Origin of the sequence: Caulobacter sp. CCUG 60055 (genome assembly GCF_022750545.1) — a bacterium.
Classification (GTDB): Bacteria; Pseudomonadota; Alphaproteobacteria; order Caulobacterales; family Caulobacteraceae; genus PUIC01.
The window spans coordinates 69002-87133 of the sequence record NZ_PUIC01000001.1 but is presented as its reverse complement, the minus strand read 5'-3'; the positions used below and the strand labels follow the sequence as shown (position 1 = coordinate 87133).

Here is an 18132-nt window from a genome sequence, read left to right as displayed (position 1 = left end):
ACCCGGCGGGCGTTCTAAGCCGGGCCATGTCCTACGCCCCCGTCACCCGCCTCACCGTCGATCTCGACGCGCTGGCCCACAACCACGCCCTCCTGCGCAAGGAGGCCCGGGGAGCCGAGGTCGCGCCGGCGGTCAAGGCCGACGCCTACGGCCTGGGCGCAGGCCCGGTCGCGACCCGCCTGTGGGCCGAGGGCGCGCGCGCCTTCTTCGTGGCCCGGCTGCACGAGGGCGAGGCCCTGCGCGCCGCCCTAGGCGCGCGCGACGCGGTCGTCTACGTGCTGGACGGCGTCCCGTCCGGCGCCGCGCCCAGGCTGGCCGCCGCCGGCCTGACGCCGGTGCTCAACAGCCTGCCGCAGATCGACGAATGGCTGGCCTTCTGCGCCGGCGGCCCGCGCCTGCCCGCCGCGCTCCATGTCGACACCGGCATGAACCGGCTGGGGTTGCGGATCGAGGAGACCGAGGCCCTCGTCGCCTCCCGCCGCCTCGACGAGGCCCGCATCGAACTGGTGATGAGCCACCTAGCCTGCGCCACCGATCCGCTGAGCGCGATGAACGGCCGCCAGGTCCAGGCCTTCAAGGCGGTCGAGCGCCTGTTCCCCGACGCGCGCGCCAGCCTGGCCAATTCCGGCGGCGTCTTCCTGGGCGAGGACTTCCTGTTCGACATGGTGCGGCCGGGGATCTGCCTCTACGGCGGCGGCCCGTTCGGCCGCCCGGACGCGCGCCTGCGGGCCGTCGCCCGTCTGGAAGCGCAGATCCTGCAGGTTCGCGCCGTGCCGCCGGGCGAGGCTGTCGGTTATGGCGGCCTGCACAGGGCGCAGACCGGCATGCGGATCGCCACCCTGGCCGCCGGCTACGCCGACGGCGTGCTCAGGGCCGCGAGCCCCGGCGCGCGCTGCTGGTTCGCCGGCGCGCGGCGGCCCCTGCTCGGCCGCATGTCGATGGACCTCATGGCGATCGACGTCACCGGATGCGACGAGGCGCGGCCGGGCGAAATGGTCGAGCTGCTCGGCCCCGAGGTTCCGCTCGACGAAATCTCGACGGCGGCGGGCACCGCCGCCTACGAAACCCTCGTGCGGTTGTCGCCGAGGGCCGAGCGTATCTATGTCGGCGCCGCCGGCTAGGACGGCGCCGACGAAATCGCAGCCGAGATCAGCCGCTCGACTTGGCCAGGGCTTCCAGGCGACCGGCGTCGACCGCGTTCACCGCGTTGCGCAGGTCGTCGATGCTGGCCGAACCGTCCGCCTGCACCATGAAGCGGCCGCCGACGAGCACGCCGTACTTGCCGGTCTTGGCGGCGCGGTCGTACTCCTCGGTGGTCATCCGGCCGTTGACCTGCCCGACCTTCTCATAGCCGGTGGCCGTCTCCTTGCTGGACTGCACGCTCAGCGCGCTGGCCATGCCGGCCAGACCCGCCGCCCCGCCCAGGTCGGTGATGTCGAGGGTGAACCGGTCGTCGCCCTTGGCGTAGACCGCCTTGGCCGACGAGCCCTGCAGACCGGCGACGCCGCCGGCGGCGGTCTCGACGGAATCACGCGCGTAACCGGCGACGCCCTCGGGCAGCAGGACCTTCAGCGTCTCGCCGGGCACGGCCTGGACGGTCTTGCCCGAACCGTCCTGGGCGGCCTGGGCGGCGGCCTGCATCTGTTCGGACGCCGCCTGCAGCTTGCCGAGGTCGACCTTGGCGCCGCCGACGTTCACCGAGCCCGACAGCCGGCTGTTCTGGGCCAGCCCGCCGGTGGCCATCGCCGTCATGCCGGCCACCGCGCCGCCGATCGCCCCGACCACGAGGAACAGCACCACCGCGACGATGATCGTCACCACGGTGTAGCCGACCGCCTTCTCCTGCGGGACCTTCATCAGCTTGGGCAGGCCCAGATAGAGCAGGTAGAGGCCGTAGAGCCCGCCGAGCGCGGCGATGATGGCCAGCGGCGGAAACAGGTTGAGCACGCCCGCCACCCAGCCGGCGGTGCCGGTGTAGGCCGCCACCTTGAAGGCCTGGAGACGGTTCTTCTGCCCATCGAAGCTAGACGCCAGGGCGTCGATCACCAGCGCCAGGATGAACACCGAGACCAGGCTCAGCGCATAGGTGACGATGGCCAGCACGATCCCCTGAATCAGCGGCGGATGGATGCTGACGCCGAACATGCCGACGCCGAATATCTGTTGGCCGATCAGGGCCGCCAGCACCGGCACGGCGGCCAGGATGCAGACGTACCCGACATACAGACCTTTGATCGTCGCCGGCTCGCCGTCGATCTTGTCCCATTCGGCGGCAGGCGAAAGCAGAATCCCCTTCGCGCGGGCCACGAGCCCCGCCGGCGAAGGTTGTTGGTCGATAACGGACATCAGTGGCCCTCCGTAGCCCCTCGCCGGAGTCCGGCGGGGTAGGAGCCTACACAGGAACACGCATTTCGAGAAATAAAGTTCGATGAAACCCGCGCCGCCGGAGGTTCGCCGCCTCAAGGCGCAGCGGCTAGACTGGCCCCATCAGCGAATCAGGAGCGACCATGGCCCGCGACGGCGCCGTCTATGTCTGCCAGGCCTGCGGCGCGGCGCATTCCAAGTGGGCCGGGCAATGCAACGCCTGTGGCGCCTGGAACACCCTGGTCGAGGAGGTCCAGAGCCGCCCGCCGGGGGCGCTGGCCCCCACCCGGGCGGCCAAGCAGCGCGGCCTCGCCTTCGAGACCCTCGAGAGCGAGGTCCCCGCCCCGCCCCGGATCGCCACCGGCGTGGAAGAGTTCGACCGCGTCTGCGGCGGCGGCGTGGTGCCCGGCTCGGCCATCCTGCTCGGCGGCGATCCCGGCGTCGGCAAGTCGACCCTGTTGCTGCAGGTCTGCGGCTGGGCCGCCCAGCGCGGGGTGCGCTGCGCCTACATCTCCGGCGAGGAGGCGGTCGAGCAGGTGCGCGGGCGCGCCGGCCGCATGGGCCTGTCGGCCGCGCCGGTGAAGCTGGCCGCCGAGACGGCCGTGCGCGACATCGTCGACGGGCTGAAACGCGAGGCGTTCGACCTGGTCGTCATCGACTCCATCCAGACCCTGTGGAGCGACATGCACGACTCCGGGCCAGGATCGGTGACCCAGGTGCGCGCCGCCGCCGGCGAGCTGGTGCGGCTGGCCAAGAAGCGCGGGATCGCCGTCGTCCTGGTCGGCCACGTCACCAAGGACGGCCAGATCGCCGGCCCGCGCGTGGTCGAGCACATGGTCGACGCCGTGCTGTCGTTCGAGGGCGAGCGCGGCTATCCCTTCCGCATCCTGCGCGCGGCCAAGAACCGCTTCGGCGCCACCGACGAGATCGGCGTGTTCGAAATGGGCGATTCCGGCCTGCGCGAGGTCAAGAACCCCTCGGCCCTGTTCCTCAACGACGGCGGCGAACGGGCGGCCGGGGCGGCGGTGTTCGCCGGCATCGAGGGCTCGCGCCCCGTGCTGGTCGAGTTCCAGGCCCTGGTGGCCCCGTCCGCCTACGGCACGCCGCGCCGGGCGGTGGTCGGCTGGGATTCGGGGCGGCTGGCCATGGTGCTGGCGGTGCTGGAGGCGCGCTGCGGCCTCGGCTTCGGCGACAAGGACGTCTATCTGAACGTCGCCGGCGGCCTGCGCATCAGCGAGCCGGCGGCCGACCTCGCCGCCGCCGCCGCCCTCGCCTCGTCCGCCCTCGACGCCCCCCTGCCCCAGGACTGCGTGGTGTTCGGCGAGGTCAGCCTGTCCGGCGAGGTCCGTTCGGTCAGCCGGATGGAATCACGCCTCAAGGAAGCCGCGAAACTGGGGTTTGGTCGCGCCCTCGGCCCTGCGGGGGCGGGGGATGTGGCGCCGTTCATCATAACCGGTGTAAGTCGTCTTGCGGACGCGGTGCGTCGCGTGGGCGACCAGGTTTGGACCTAGATCAGGGCGAGGAGGCCCAGTGACGCTTTTCGACATCATCGCCGTTCTGATCCTTGGCGTGTCGGCGTTCATCGGCTTCGTCCGCGGCGCCACGCGAGAGGTGATGACGGTGCTGGCCTTCGTCCTGGCCGCCCTGCTCGCCGTCTTCGCCCTGCGCCTGACCGGCCCCCTGGCGCGGCACATGATCCACCCCGACTGGGCCGCCAACGCGGCGGCGGTTGTGATCGTGTTCGTGGCGGCCTATATCGCGCTTCGGATACTGGGCGCCGGCCTGACGCGCAGGATTCACAACACCGAGGCGCTCGGCACGGTCGACCGCACCATCGGCGTCGGCTTCGGCCTGATTCGGGGCCTGGTCCTGCTCGGCGTGTTCAACCTGGTGTTCAACCTGGCCACGCCGCCCGAACGGGTGCCGCACTGGATTTCCGGCGCGGCGCTTTACCCGCTTTCGGGAGCCTGCGCGACCGCGCTGCGGGCGATGGCGCCCGAAGGGTCGGCCATGGCCGACCGGTTCGGACCGGCCATCGAGAAAGCCGTCAAGGACGGCGCCTCGGACGACGCCGGCTCGCCGGAGCGAGCTTCCAAGGATCAGGCCGCGGAAAAGTCGCCCTACGACGACAAGTCTCGGAAGGCGATGGATGAAATGGTGGAGAAATCGCGGCGATGATCACCCCCGCCTCCTCGCGCGACACGTTTTCGGCGCCGGTGTTCCGCGACGCGGACGACGACCGGCCGCGTCTCGAATGCGGCGTCTTCGGCGTCTATGACACCGACGAGGCCAGCGCCATCGTCGCGCTCGGCCTGCACGCCCTGCAGCATCGCGGCCAGGAGGCCTGCGGCGTCGCCTCGTTCGACGGCCAGCGGTTCCACACCGAACGCCACATGGGCCACGTCGGCGACGCCTTCACCGGCCCGGACCTCGTCCAGCGCCTGCCCGGCCACAGCGCCATCGGCCACACTCGCTACTCGACCGCCGGCGGCAGCTTCATCCGCAACGTCCAGCCGATGTTCGCCGACCTCGAGGCCGGCGGCGTCGCCCTGGCCCACAACGGCAACCTGACCAATTTCCTGGCCCTGCGCGAACGCCTGGTGGCCGAAGGCGCCATCTTCCAGTCGACCTCGGACTCCGAGGCCATCCTCCACCTGATCGCCCGCTCGCGTAAGGCCAAGGTCGTCGACCGCTTCATCGACGCCCTGTCGCAGATCGAGGGCGGTTACGCCCTGGTGGCCCTGACCAACAAGAAGATGATCGGCGTGCGCGATCCGCTCGGCATCCGCCCGCTGGTGCTCGGCGAACTGGACGGCAAGCCCGTCCTCGCCTCCGAGACCTGCGCCCTCGACATGATCGGCGCCCGCTTCGTGCGCGACGTCGAGCACGGCGAGATGGTGGTGATCTCCGAGACCGGCGTCGAATCGCTGCGTCCCTTCCCCGCCTCGCACGCCCGCCCGTGCGTGTTCGAGTACGTCTATTTCGCCCGCCCCGACAGCGTGGTGAACGGCCGCTCGGTCTATGACGTGCGCAAGCGCATGGGCCGCCGGCTGGCCATGGACAGCGGCGTCGAGGCCGACGTCGTGGTGCCGGTGCCCGACAGCGGCGTGCCCGCCGCCCTCGGCTACGCCCAGGAAAGCGGCGTGCCGTTCGAGATGGGCATCATCCGCAACCACTATGTCGGCCGCACCTTCATCCAGCCGACCCAGGGCGTGCGCGAACTGGGCGTGCGCATGAAGCACAGCCCCAACCGCGCCGTGCTGGCCGGCAAGCGCGTGGTGCTGATCGACGACTCCATCGTGCGCGGCACCACCTCGCTGAAGATCGTCCGCATGGTCCGCGAGGCCGGCGCCAAGGAGGTGCACCTGCGCTCGGCCTCGCCGCCGATCAAGTGGCCGGACTTCTACGGCATCGACATGCCCGACCGCGACAAGCTGCTGGCCGCCACCAAGTCGCTGGAGGAGATGGCCAAGTTCCTCGAGGTCGACAGCCTGGGCTTCCTGTCGGTCGAGGGCCTCTACTGGGCCATGGAGGCCGGCGTCCGCGACCCGGCCAACCCCCAGTTCACCGACCACTACTTCACCGGCGACTATCCGACCCGGCTGCTCGACCGGGAAATCGCCGAGGGCCGCACCGAGGCGGTCGAGCGGCAGCTCTCGTTCCTCGTCAGCGCGTGAACCAAACCGCCGGCAGCTTCGTCCGGCGCGCTCTCGGCCGGCTGAGACCCGATCCCTATATCCTGGCGCTGCTGGGCATGGTCGTGCTCGCCTCGCTGTTGCCGGCGCGCGGCGAGGCCGCCGTCGGACTGGGCTGGGCGACCAAGCTCGCCATCGCCCTGCTGTTCTTCCTGCATGGCGCCAAGCTGTCGCGCGAGGCGGTGATCGCCGGGATCGCCCATTGGCGGCTGCACCTGACCGTGCTCGCCTCGACCTTCGTGCTGTTTCCGATCCTCGGCCTGGGCGTGATGCTCTTGCCCGAAACGATCCTGCCACGGCAACTGGCCCTGGGCGTGCTGTTCCTGTGCTGCCTTCCCTCGACGGTGCAGTCGTCGATCGCCTTCACCGCCATCGCCCGCGGCAACGTCGCCGCCGCCGTCTGCGCCGCCTCGGCCTCAAACCTGTTCGGCATCGCCCTGACGCCTCTGCTGGCCGCGATGCTGATGGGTACGCAGGGCGGGTTCGCGCCCAGCGCCGTCGAGGGCGTCGTCGTGCAACTGCTCGCGCCCTTCGTCGCCGGCCAGGTCGCCCGCCCGTGGGTCGGCCGCTGGGTCGACAAGCACAAGCGCCTGACCGGCCTGGTCGACCGGGGTTCGATCCTGCTGGTGGTCTATACCGCCTTCAGCGAGGCTGTGGTCGGCGGCCTGTGGCGCAAGGTCGACCTGGTCGAGATCGTCATCCTGCTGATCGTCTGCGCGGCGCTGCTCGCCGTGGTGCTGGCCGTCACCGCCTACGGCTCGCGGCTGATGGGCTTCGATAAAGAGGACGAGATCACCATCGTCTTCTGCGGCTCGAAAAAGAGCCTGGCCTCGGGCGTGCCCCTGGCCGGCATCCTGTTCCCCGGCGCGGCCGCCGGAGTAATGGTGCTGCCGCTGATGCTGTTCCACCAGATCCAGCTGATGGCCTGCGCGGTGATCGCCCAGCGCTACGCCGCGCGCGCCAAGGCCGGATAAAGCCGCGTACGGTCTTTTTTTCCGGGCCCGCAGGTCTTAGGAACGGCCGCGACATCCCCGCCGCGGCGGGTCACGGAGTTCCAAGTGTCCAAAGCTGACAAGCCCCTCGCCGGCCGCATCGCCCTCGTCACCGGCGCCTCGCGCGGCATCGGCCGCGCCGCCGCCCTAGCCCTGGCCGAGGCCGGCGCCCACGTGGTCGCCACGGCCCGCACCCAGGGCGGCCTGGAGGAGCTGGACGACGCCATCCGCGCGGCGACGGGCGAGCGCGCCACCCTGGTCCCGCTGGACCTCGCCAACGGCGACGGGATCGACCAGCTGGGCCTGGCCCTGCACCAGCGCTTCGGCAAGCTGGACATCCTGGTCCATTCCGCCGCCATGCTCGGCGGCCTGTGGCCGGTGTCGCACATGGACCCCAAGCAGTGGGACCGCGTCGTCGCCTTGAACCTGACGGCGGTCTATCGCCTGATCCGCTCGTTCGAGCCGCTGTTGAAGGCCGCCGACGGCGGCCGGGCGATCTTCCTGACCTCCGGCCGCGCGGTGCGGCCCAAGGCGTTCTGGGGAGCTTACGCCGCCACCAAGGCCGGCATGGACGCGCTGGTCCGGTGCTGGGCCGACGAGATCGAGCACACCCAGGTGCGCGCGGCGATCCTCGACCCGAACCAGATGCGCACCAAGATGCGCGCCGAGGCCTATCCGGGCGAAGATCCCGAGACCCTGCCCGATCCCGCCGAGATCGGGCCGCTGGTCGTGGAGCTGGCGGCCAGGGCCGACCTCGGCCTGCCGCACCAGGCGGTCAGCTTCAAGGACTGGAAGGCGGCCCGGTCGTAGGGCGGCCGGGCGCGGCCTAGCGAGACCGAGGGCGGCCGGTCGTGGGGCCGCGCGGACGGACCACGGCCTTGGGCGCCGGCCGGTCGGTCGCCGGCTTGGCCTTGGGCCTGGCCGGCTTGCCCTTCGCGGCGGGCTTGGCCGTCGTCGCCCGCCCGCCCTTGGGCCGCCCCGGCGCCGGACCGCTCTTGGCCTCGCCGTCGGCGTAGGGGTTCGCCCCCGACTTGATGGTGATGCGCAGCGGCACGCCCGGGATGTCGAAGCTTTCGCGCAGCGAGTTGATCAGATAGCGCCGGTAGTGGTCCGGCATCTGGTCGGCGCGCGACGAGAACAGCACGAAGGTCGGCGGCCGGGCCTTGGTCTGGGCCATGTACTTCGGCTTCACCCGCTTGCCGTTGACCGCCGGCGGCGGATGGCGCTGGATGGCCATCTGCAGCCAGTCGTTGAGGTCGCGGGTCTTGATCTTCGACGACCAGTCCTTGTGGACCTTGAACACCGCCGGCATCAGCCGTTCGACGCCGCGGCCGGTCTCGGCCGACAGGGCGATGACCGGGGTTCCCCGAACCTGAGGCAGCATGCGCTCGGCGTGCTCGATGAATTCCTTGAGCCGCGCCTGCGGGTCCTCGACCAGGTCCCACTTGGCCAGCGCGAACACCAGGCCGCGCCCTTCCCGCTCGACCAGGTCGCCGATCTGCAGGTCCTGGGTCTCGAACGGATGGGTGGCGTCCATGACCAGGATCACCACCTCGGCGAAGGTGATGGCGCGGATGGTGTCCTGGGTCGACAGCTTCTCGAGCTTCTCGTTGACCTTGGCCTTGCGGCGCAGGCCGGCGGTGTCGACCAGACGCACCTTGCGCGCGCCCCATTCCCAATCGACCGGGATGGCGTCGCGGGTGATGCCGGCCTCGGGGCCGGTCAGCAGGCGGTCCTCGCCGATCAGGCGGTTGACCAGGGTCGACTTGCCGGCGTTGGGCCGCCCGACGATGGCGATGCGGACGGGCTTGTCCTCGCCGCCCTCGGCCTCGTCGTCCTCTTCGTCCTCGCCCGGGGCCAGCGCCGCCAGGACCCCGTACAGGTCGGCCATGCCTTCGCCGTGCTCGCCGGAGATCGGCAGAGGCTCGCCCAGGCCCAGCGAGAACGCCTCGCCCGTTCCCGCGTCGCCCGCCTTGCCCTCGGCCTTGTTGGCCAGCACCACCACCGGCTTGTCCTTGCGGCGGAGGATGTCGGCGAAGATGCGGTCGAGCGGCGTTACGCCCTCGCGAGCGTCGAACACGAACAGGCAGACCTCGGCCTCGTCGATGGCCAGCTCGGTCTGGGCGCGCATCCGCGCCTCCAGGCTCTCGTCGGAGACGTCCTCGAAGCCGGCGGTGTCGATCAGTTCGAGATCGAGGTCGCCCAGCCGCCCGGTGGCGAACCGGCGGTCGCGCGTGACGCCGGGCTGGTCGTCGACGATGGCCAGCTTGCGGCCGGCCAGTCGATTGAACAGCGTGGACTTGCCGACGTTGGGCCGGCCGATGATGGCGAGTTTCAGAGGCATGAGGACGATATAGACGAGAGGCGCGCCGCTGTCGCGACGCGCCTCATCTTGCAGGATGAAGTCCGGGCCGGCCAGCGGCCGCGCGGTCAGCGGATGGCGACCAGCTCGGCCTTCTCGTTGACGACGTAGACCGTGCCGTTGGCGGCGATCGGCGAGATCAGGGCCGGGCCGCCGACGCGGATGGTCTTTTCGATCGCGCCGGTCTTGGGGTTCAGCGCGACGGCCTCGCCCTTGGTCGAGACGACGATCAGGCGGTTGGAGGCCAGGATCGGGCCCGAATAGAGCGCGACGTCCTTCGGCTTGACCTTCTTGGTCTTGCCGTTCTTGCCCGCGCCCGGCTTCTTGTTCAGCTCGGTGATCCAGTAGACCTGCCCGTTCTCGCGCGAGACGCAGATCACCTCGCCCGCCTTGGACACCACATAGACCACGTCGCCGGCCGCCCACGGGGTGGTGATGCCGACCACCGGCAGCGACCAGCGCGGCGCGCCGGTGCGCAGGTCGATGGCCGCGAACACGCCCGAATGGCTGACCGCGAACACGTCGCCCTTGTAGATCACCGGCCGGCCGGGGATGTCGCGAATCTCGGACAGGGCGTTTGTGCGGCTGGCGCGCGACAGGGCCTGGGCCCAAAGGTCGTTGCCGTTGGCGGCCTGCAGGGCGATCAGCTCGCCCGAGGCGAACGAGGCCACCACCGTGCCGTTCGACACGGCCGGGCTGGAGGCCGCCAGGATGCGGGCGGGCTCGATCAGGGCCTGATAGGTCCAGTCGGGCCGCCCGGTGGCGGCGTCGAAGGTCTGCAGCTCGTTGTCGGTCGAGACCACGATCACCTTGCCGCCCGAGACGGTGGGGGCGGCGTGGATCGGCGCCGAGACCGGCGTGCGCCAGAGCTCCTTGCCGGTGGCGGCGTCGAGCGCGGCCACGAAGCGGTAGCCGGAGGCCACGTACACCTTGCCGTCGGCCACGGCCAGGCCGCCGCCGAACGCCTCGTTGTCGCGCTTGCTCTTGAGCTTGAGGTTGGCGCGCCACACCTCGCGGCCGGAGCCGGCGTCGAGCGCGCTGACCAGGGCCTCGCCGTCCATCACGTAGACGCGGCCGCCTTCGGCCACCGGCGGCGCGGTCACGTGGCGGCGGCGGTTGTCGCCGGCGCCGAAGCCGCGCGTCCAGGCGACGGTGAAGTTCTGGGCCGCCTGCACGTGCTCGACCGATTGCTCCGGCGTGCCGCCGGGCAGCGGCCAGTCGGCGATCGGCTGGGGATCGGGCAGATAGAACTCGGCGCCCTTCAGCGTGTCTGCCACTTCCAGCTTCTGGTCGAACGCGATGATCGAGATGCGTTCGCCCTGGCTGGCGACGGCCTTGTTCTTGTCGCTGCCGTGGAAGGGGTTGATCTTGGAGACCGTCGAGCAGCCGGCCATGGCCGTCGAGGCCGCCAGGACCAGGGCGAGAGCGGTAAGCCTACGCGTTTGCATTATTGGGCGCCTCCCGCCGGTGCGGCCGGTTGGGCGGCCGGCGGCGCGCCTCCGGGAACGGCGAGACCGGGCGGCAAGGCCGCCGCCGGCGGCAGCGCCTGGGCCGCCTTGACGATCTCGGGCAGGCTCTTGGCCGAGCCGGAATCGATCAGGGCCGTCGCCGCCTGGGCGCGGCCGCGCACGCCTTCCGATGCGTCGGGCGCGATGGTGAGCACCTGGAAGTCGGCGCGCGCCTCGGCCGTCTTGCCGGCCCCGAGCTTGGCCATGGCCAAGGCCTCGCGCGCCTGGGCGCGATAAGGGTGCTTTTCTTCCGTCAAGGGTTTCAGCCTCGCCTCGATATCCCCGTACGAGGCGGTGTCCATCAGGGCGAAGGCGGATTTGAGGCGGGCCAGGTCGCCGAACAGCAGGTCCGGCGAGACCTTGGCGGCCGCGTCGAACAGCTGCACGGCCTCGGCGGTCTTGCCCTGCTGCAGGCGGATGCCGCCCTGCTGCTGGAGGGCCAGGGACTTGTAGGCCGGCGTGCCGGACTTGGCGACCTCGTCGAATTCGACGAAGGCCCGGCCCGGATCGTTCTTGCCGAGGTCGGCGAGTCCGCGCTGGTAACCCTCGGAGGCCTTGGCGGCGACGCCTTCCTGGTGCTTCTGCCAGCCGTACCAGCCGCCGCCGCCGACCAGGGCGAGCAGCAGCGCTCCGCTGACCCAAGGCAGCGTCTTCAGCGCGAGGGTCTTATAGCGGTCGGAGCGGAGTTGCTCTTCGACCTCTTCGAAAACGTCGACCACGAATGGAGGCTCCGCACCCGGAAAAGAAATCAGAGGCGGGGAACCTATCGCCTGAGCGCCCCGCCCGCAACGCAAGGCGTGCGCTTAAGTCTTGGAGAAATAGGTCTCGGCCGGCCCGGGGAACCGCCGCGCCCTGACATCCTCGGCGTAGGCCCGGGCGGCGGCGGCGATTTCGCCGCGCAGATCGGCGTAGCGGCGCACGAACTTCGGGGTCCAGTCGAACAGGCCCAGCATGTCGTCCACCACCAGAATCTGGCCGTCGCAGCCGGCCGAGGCGCCGATTCCGACGGTCGGGACCGCCAGGGCCTCGGTGATCTCGCGGGCCAGCGGCTCGGCGACGCCCTCGACCACGACGCAGAAGGCGCCGGCCGCCTCGGTGGCCCTGGCCTCGGCCAGGACGCGGGCGCGCTCGTCCTCGGTGCGCCCCTTGGCCTTGAACGCGCCGTCGACCAGCACCGCCTGCGGGCGCAGGCCGACATGGCCCATCACCGGAATGCCGCGCTTGACCAGATAGTCGATGGTCGCTGGCACCGTCGGGCCGCTCTCGACCTTCACGCCCTGGGCGCCCGTCTCCTTCATGATCCGGGCGGCGTTGGCGTAGGCCTCTTCCGGCGCGCCCTCGTAGGAGCCGAACGGCATGTCGACCACCACCATCGCCCGGCGCGAGGCCCGCATCACCGCCTGGCCGTGCAGAATCATCATGTCGAGGGTCACGCCGACCGTGTTCGGCAGGCCATGAACCACCATGCCGAGCGAATCGCCGACCAGCAGCAGGTCGCAGGCTTCGTCCAGAATGGCGGCCATCGGCGCGGTGTAGGCGGTCAGGCAGACGATGGGCTCGCCGCCCTTGCGCGCCGCCAGGTCCGGCGCGGCGAGACGGCGGACCTTCTCCTCACGATGAGCTGACAGGCTCAGATCTCCTTGATGGCGCGGGTCAGCGCGAAGCCCAGAGCCAGGATCGCCAGCAGGGCCGACATCCACAGCGCCTCGCCGCCGAACGGCAAGGCCGGCAGGGATAGCTTCGCGGGCGCCAGGGCGGCAAGGTCGTTCAGCGACTTGGCGCTGGCGTTGGAGACGAACTGCAGCTTGCCCAACACCCCGGACGACATGATCTGGGCGACGCCGATGACGCCGCCGACCAGGCCCAGCGCGCCGATCACCAGCCGGCGCAGCGTCCAGCCGCGGTTCAGCCGCTCGTCCACCTTGAGGGCGAACAGCGGCGCGTCGGGAAAATGAGGCGGCTCGGCGAACAGCCGATCGAGCCTCGTCTCGAATTCGAGATCAGCCATGGACCGGCCTCCCTGCGACCTGGTCTTCATCTTCGCCGCGGCCGACAGGCGCCAGCCGCTGCTTGAGTTTATCCAAACCACGTTTGACATGGGATTTTACCGTGCCCAGTGGCGCATTTAAGGCTTCGGCGACCTCGGCGTGCGACAGGCCCGCGCCATAGCAGAGCGAGATGCAGACGCGCTCGGCCGCAGACAGCATCTTCAACGCCTCGTCCAGATCGATCCGGTCGGCGGCGGCCCCCTCGCCCGCGTGCGGCGGGTGCGGCTCGGGCGTCTCGGACATCAGGTCGACGCGGGCGTCCTTGCGCAGCCGGCGGACATAGAGCCGGGCCGCGATCCGTTTGATCCAGCCCTGGAACGCGCCCTCGCCGCGAAAATCGGCCACCTGCTCGAACCCGGCCAGGAAGGCGTCCTGCGCCAGGTCGTCGGCCAGGGCCGCGTCGGCGCCCATGCGCCGCAGCAGGCCGCGCACCGCCGAGCTGTGTCGCCGCACCAGCTCGCCGAACGCCGGCCGCGAGCCGGCCGCCGCCAGGGCGGCCAGCTCGACGTCGTGCGCCGAGGCCAGAGCGGGGCTTGTGGAACCTGTCATGGATTCCTCTGGAATCTTGCGTTCCGTCGCGGTCAGGCGGTCTTGCCGGCGGCAGGGCGCTTGATGGCCCAGAGAATGAGGTAGGCGACGCCGATGAAGCCGGGGATCGCCCCGGTTCCGGCCGTGGAGCCCCCGGCGATATAGGCCGCTTCCGGCGAGACGATGTTGAGGCCGTACCACAGCCCGTAGCCCAGGCCGGCCATGCCGAGGCCGAGCGCGATGAACACCACGGCGCGGCGCAGGTCGCGCTCCGGCGTCGGCACGACGGGCGCGACGGCGACGCGGCTGGTCAGCGCCTCGATCAGCTCCGGCGGCACCGGCTGGCCCTTGTCGTAGGCGAGCCGCAGCGTGTCGTGCAGCTTCTCGCGCTCGCGGGTGCGCAGATACGACGGTCCGAGCGCGATCGCCGCGATCATCGCGAAGAAGGCGATTGGGATTAAGATCTCCATGACGGGGTCTCCTTGTTCTCGACGCGTGGGCGGGCCTTCAAGTCCCGCCGTCTGATGGAAAGAGGCGCGGGCGACGGCGTTCAGATGCAGGCCGGCGGATGAATTCTTCGTAAGGCGGCGGCCCGCTCGTCCGCCGCGGCCACGACTATAGCCCAATCGCCGATCCCGGCGGCAGGGGCGGGATCGGGGCGAGGGAGCCGACGCCCGTCTGCGATGGCGCTGGACCTCGCCGTCCGCGCCTTTCTAATGGCGCCTATAGCAAAACCGCTTTGCCCGCGGGCCGCGAAGGCGCGAGAGGGCGTGCGACCCCTTCGGTTTGCAAGGAGAGGCCCGTGCCCGCTTCGCTTCCCAACGCCCTCGACGCCTTCTGGATGCCGTTCACCGCCAATCGGCGGTTCAAGGCCGAGCCCCGGCTGCTGGCCCGCGCCGAGGGGACCCGGTACTACACGCCCGAGGGCCGCGAGGTGCTCGACGGCACGTCGGGTCTTTGGTGCGTCAACGCCGGGCACACGCGCGCGCCGATCGTCGAGGCGATCTCGCGGCAGGCGGCCGAGCTGGATTTCGCCCCGACCTTCAACCTCGGCCACCCCAAGGCGTTCGAACTGGCCGCGCGGCTGGCCGCGCTGCTGCCGGGCGACCTCGACCACGTGTTCTTCGCCAATTCCGGGTCCGAGGCGGTGGACAGCGCCCTGAAGATCGCCCTCGCCTATCAGCGCGCCCGCGGCAAGGGCGAGAAGACCCGCCTGATCGGCCGCGAGCGCGCCTATCACGGCGTCGGCTTCGGCGGCATCTCGGTCGGCGGCATCGTCAAGAACCGCATGCACTTCGGCGGGATGCTGACCGGGGTCGACCACCTGCCGCACACGCACGACCTGGCGCGCAACGCCTTCAGCCGCGGCCAGCCCGAGCATGGGGCCGAACTGGCCGACGCCCTGGAGCGGCTGGTCGGCCTGCATGACGCCTCGACCATCGCCGCCGTCATCGTCGAACCGATGTCGGGTTCGGCCGGCGTGCTGGTCCCGCCCAAGGGCTACCTGGAACGGCTGCGCGCCCTCTGCGACAAGCACGACATCCTGCTGATCTTCGACGAGGTGATCACCGGCTTCGGGCGGCTGGGCGCGCCGTTCGCCGCCGACCACTTCGGCGTCAGGCCGGACATGATCACCTTCGCCAAGGGCGTGACCAACGCCGCCGTGCCGCTGGGCGGCGTCGGGGTGAGCAAGGCGATCTACGACCTGATGCTGGAGCGGGCCGACAGCCCGGTCGAGCTGTTCCACGGCTACACCTATTCCGGCCATCCGCTGGCCTGCGCCGCCGGCCTCGCCGCCCTCGACATCTATCGCGACGAAGACCTGTTCGGCCGCGCTGCCGCCCTGTCCGCCTATTGGGAGGACGCGGTCCATAGCCTGGCCGACGCCCGCCACGTCATCGACGTGCGCAACCTCGGCCTCACCGCCGGCATCGAGCTTGCCCCCCGCGAAGGCGCGGCCGGCGCCCGCGCCACCGACGCCTTCCACGCCTGTTTCGACCAGGGCCTGCTGGTGCGCGTCACCGGCGACATCATCGCCCTGTCGCCGCCCCTGATCGTCGAGAAGGCCGAGATCGACCGCATCGTCGAGACGATCCGCGCGATCCTGACCGGGCTGGACTGAGGCGTGCGCCGCCGGGGAACCGCCTTTAGTTCCGCTTCGGGCGACGGCAGAAAACCTCGATTTGATATTCCTATCGAACGAGTAGGTGTTCAGCCGCGCCCAGCGGTGAACGGAGCGATGGACATCCGGCCGCGCGGCGGAGGGGGCCTTGGCCCGCATAAAACAGAAACCGGGCCGACGACGCGGAGCCAAACCGCGCCGGCGGCCGACCGGGTCATGGAGAGAGTCTTGAAGCGTTTCCTGTTCGGCGCCGCCCTGGGCGCGCTGGCCGCCGCCGGCGCCTTCCCCGCCCTGGCCGAAACCGCCGCCGACAAGGCGGATGAAAGCGTCGGCCTGCCCGAGCTGGTCGTCACCGCCCAACGCCGCGAACAGTCGGCCCAGGATGTCGGCATCGCCCTGTCGGTTCTGTCCGGCGCCGAGCTGGAGAAGCGGGGCGTCACCAACGTCAACCAGCTGCAGCAGCACACGCCCAGCCTGGAGATCACCCCGGCCTTCGGCGGCGGCCAGCCGCAGTTCCGCCTGCGCGGCGTGGGCTTCGACGACTACGCCTCGAACAACACCTCGACGGTCGGGGTCTATGTCAACGAGGTCGCCTATCCGCTGCCGGTGATGACCCAGGGCGTCCTGTTCGACATCGACCGGGTGGAGATCCTGCGCGGCCCGCAAGGAACCCTCTATGGCCGCAACACCACCGGCGGCGCGGTCAACTTCCTGACCCGCCAGCCGACCGGCTCGCTGGCGGCCGGCGTCACCGCCGAGTACGGCAGCCACGACGCCGTCAAGGTCGAGGGCTACGTCTCGGGCCCGCTGGTCCACGACGGAAGCCTGCGCGGCCGCCTCTCGGCCGTCACCGAACAGGGCGGGGCCTGGCAGCACGACCGCGTCACCGGCCAGAAGCTGGGCGACGCCGACCGCACCGCCCTGCGCGGCCTGCTCGACTGGGACGCCACCGACAAGCTGACCTTCCGCCTCGACGTGCACGGCGGCCGCGACCAGTCCGACAGCCAGGGCCTCTATCTGATCGCGCCGTTCGCCACCCGCTTCGGCGCCGGCCCGACCATTCCGGCCGACACCGACCGCACCGCCACGGGCTGGGGTCTGAACCCCGCCTTCGCCAGCATCGCCGGGGTCTCCCCCGGCTCCAAGCCCGGCCGCGACAACACCAGCTTCGGCGCGGGCCTGACCAGCAAGCTCGACCTCGGCTTCGCCAAGCTGACCAGCATCACCAGCTACGAGCGGCTGAAGCGCCGCGAATACGACGACTGGGACGCCTCGGCCTCGCCCGAGTCCGACACGGTCTGGCGCAGCAGCATCAAGGTGTTCTCGCAGGAGCTGCGCCTGAACTCGACCGCCCCCGGCCCGCTGAACTGGACCGCCGGGCTCTACTATTCGAACGAGAAGCTGGACGAGCGCTTCCTGTCGGACTTCTCGGCCGGGCTGGGCTTCATCACCGACACCTCGTACCGGCAGAAGGCGGAATCGATCAGCGGCTTCGGCCAGGTCGAATATCGCCTCAACGAGCGCCTGAACCTGATCTTCGGGCTGCGCTACGAGAACGAGGACCGCGAACTCGACAACTTCAGCACGGTCATCCTGCCGGCCACGCCGACCTTCCCCACCGCCGACCGCACCACCTCGATGTCGCAGGTCTCGGGCAAGGCGGGCGTCGAGTACAAGGCCGCCGACCACGTGCTGCTCTACGCCACGGTCAGCCGCGGCGTGAAGTCGGGCGGCTTCACCGTCTACAACTCCACCAACGCCGGCCAGATCAACCCCTTCCGGCCCGAGGTGCTGTGGGCCTACGAGGCCGGCTTCAAGGCCGACCTGCTCGACAACGCCCTGCGGATCAACGGCGCGGCCTTCTACTACGACTATTCCGACCAGCAGGTGCTGTCGGTGATCATCGACCCGCTGAACGGCGCCATCGGCCGCATCATCAACGCGCCCAAGTCCAAGATCTACGGCGCCGAGATCGAGGCGACCTGGCGGCCGGCCTGGGCGCCGGGGCTGCGGGTGGAACAGTCGCTCGGCTGGAAGAAGGGCGAGTACACCGACTTCAAGGACACCGACGTCTCGACCCTGGTGCGCGACCCGGTCACCGGCGTCTATTCGGCCGGCGTCACCGACCGCAGCGGCCAGGACCTCGGCTTCCCCAAGCTCAGCTATCAGGGCGCCGTGGCCTACGCCTGGACCATCGGCGACTTCGGCCTGGAGGCCCAGGCCGACTACGCCTATCGCGACAAGCTGACCTCCTGGCTCGGCCGCGCCTACGACGTCGACAGCTACTGGCTGGCCAACGCCAGCCTGACCCTGACGCCGAACAACGGGCCGTGGTCGGTGGGGCTGTGGGGCCGCAACATCTTCGACGAGAAGTACGACGTGACCCGGAATTTCTTCGTCAACGCCAAGGTGGCCGCCGCCGGCCGGCCGGCGACCTGGGGCGTGCGCGCCAGCTACGCCTTCTAGAAGCGGCCTGGATCGGCGAGAGTGGCGGCGAGAGCCTGACGGAGACC

General features: G+C 70.5%; 16 protein-coding genes. 8 read left to right on the top strand and 8 right to left on the bottom strand.

All coding sequences use genetic code 11. From position 1 onward, the window contains the following. The first annotated feature begins 26 nt into the window (after positions 1-26). On the top strand, positions 27-1121 hold the full coding sequence (gene alr, locus C5708_RS00340) for an alanine racemase (protein ID WP_242916618.1): 1095 nt from the start codon (positions 27-29) through the stop codon (positions 1119-1121). 28 nt (positions 1122-1149) lie between these two features. Here the strand turns inward: alr and C5708_RS00335 are convergent, their stop codons facing one another. Beyond that, positions 1150-2346, bottom strand: a complete 1197-nt coding sequence (locus C5708_RS00335) for a Yip1 family protein (RefSeq protein ID WP_242916616.1) — start codon at positions 2344-2346, stop codon at positions 1150-1152. A gap of 161 nt (positions 2347-2507) precedes the next feature. Here C5708_RS00335 and radA point away from each other — a divergent pair, with 161 nt between their 5' ends. The 5 genes from radA to C5708_RS00310 all read left to right on the top strand — a co-directional run bounded on the left by radA (position 2508) and on the right by C5708_RS00310 (position 7861). Then, positions 2508-3875 carry a DNA repair protein RadA gene (radA, locus tag C5708_RS00330; RefSeq protein WP_242916615.1) on the top strand — a complete coding sequence of 456 codons (1368 nt, stop codon included), beginning with the start codon at positions 2508-2510 and terminating at the stop codon, positions 3873-3875. 19 nt (positions 3876-3894) lie between these two features. After that, positions 3895-4542 (top strand): CvpA family protein, encoded by a 648-nt coding sequence (locus C5708_RS00325; protein WP_242916613.1) that lies wholly within the window; start codon positions 3895-3897, stop codon positions 4540-4542. Continuing rightward, positions 4539-6041 (top strand): amidophosphoribosyltransferase, encoded by a 1503-nt coding sequence (purF, locus tag C5708_RS00320; protein ID WP_242916611.1) that lies wholly within the window; start codon positions 4539-4541, stop codon positions 6039-6041. The genes C5708_RS00325 and purF overlap by 4 nt, the downstream gene beginning before the upstream one ends. Then, positions 6038-7033 carry a bile acid:sodium symporter family protein gene (locus C5708_RS00315; protein WP_347566985.1) on the top strand — a complete coding sequence of 332 codons (996 nt, stop codon included), beginning with the start codon at positions 6038-6040 and terminating at the stop codon, positions 7031-7033. Before purF ends, C5708_RS00315 begins: the two co-directional genes overlap by 4 nt. 84 nt (positions 7034-7117) lie before the next feature. Then, positions 7118-7861 (top strand): SDR family NAD(P)-dependent oxidoreductase, encoded by a 744-nt coding sequence (locus C5708_RS00310; protein ID WP_242916610.1) that lies wholly within the window; start codon positions 7118-7120, stop codon positions 7859-7861. Between the two features lie 16 nt (positions 7862-7877). Here the strand turns inward: C5708_RS00310 and der are convergent, their stop codons facing one another. The 7 genes from der to C5708_RS00275 form a co-directional block, all read right to left on the bottom strand. Further along, positions 7878-9395 (bottom strand): ribosome biogenesis GTPase Der, encoded by a 1518-nt coding sequence (der, locus tag C5708_RS00305; RefSeq protein ID WP_242916608.1) that lies wholly within the window; start codon positions 9393-9395, stop codon positions 7878-7880. Between the two features lie 86 nt (positions 9396-9481). Then, positions 9482-10861: a PQQ-like beta-propeller repeat protein gene (locus tag C5708_RS00300; protein ID WP_242916607.1), complete on the bottom strand. Its 1380-nt coding sequence runs from the start codon at positions 10859-10861 to the stop codon at positions 9482-9484. Further along, on the bottom strand, positions 10861-11640 hold the full coding sequence (locus tag C5708_RS00295) for a tetratricopeptide repeat protein (protein WP_242916605.1): 780 nt from the start codon (positions 11638-11640) through the stop codon (positions 10861-10863). The genes C5708_RS00300 and C5708_RS00295 overlap by 1 nt, the downstream gene beginning before the upstream one ends. 84 nt (positions 11641-11724) lie before the next feature. Beyond that, entirely contained in the window at positions 11725-12549 is an 825-nt protein-coding gene (panB, locus tag C5708_RS00290) for a 3-methyl-2-oxobutanoate hydroxymethyltransferase (protein WP_242918010.1), read from the bottom strand. Positions 12550-12551: 2 nt separating this feature from the next. Next, entirely contained in the window at positions 12552-12929 is a 378-nt protein-coding gene (locus C5708_RS00285; protein ID WP_242916603.1) for a hypothetical protein, read from the bottom strand. Next, positions 12922-13518 carry an RNA polymerase sigma factor gene (locus C5708_RS00280; protein ID WP_242916601.1) on the bottom strand — a complete coding sequence of 199 codons (597 nt, stop codon included), beginning with the start codon at positions 13516-13518 and terminating at the stop codon, positions 12922-12924. Before C5708_RS00280 ends, C5708_RS00285 begins: the two co-directional genes overlap by 8 nt. A 32-nt stretch (positions 13519-13550) precedes the next feature. Then, entirely contained in the window at positions 13551-13967 is a 417-nt protein-coding gene (locus C5708_RS00275; RefSeq protein ID WP_242916599.1) for a DUF6249 domain-containing protein, read from the bottom strand. A gap of 371 nt (positions 13968-14338) precedes the next feature. Here C5708_RS00275 and C5708_RS00270 point away from each other — a divergent pair, with 371 nt between their 5' ends. Both C5708_RS00270 and C5708_RS00265 read left to right on the top strand, forming a co-directional pair. Next, positions 14339-15619, top strand: coding sequence for an aspartate aminotransferase family protein (locus tag C5708_RS00270; protein ID WP_242918008.1), 1281 nt, complete (start codon positions 14339-14341; stop codon positions 15617-15619). Positions 15620-15847: 228 nt separating this feature from the next. Then, entirely contained in the window at positions 15848-18085 is a 2238-nt protein-coding gene (locus tag C5708_RS00265) for a TonB-dependent receptor (protein WP_242916597.1), read from the top strand. Positions 18086-18132: the final 47 nt, after the last annotated feature.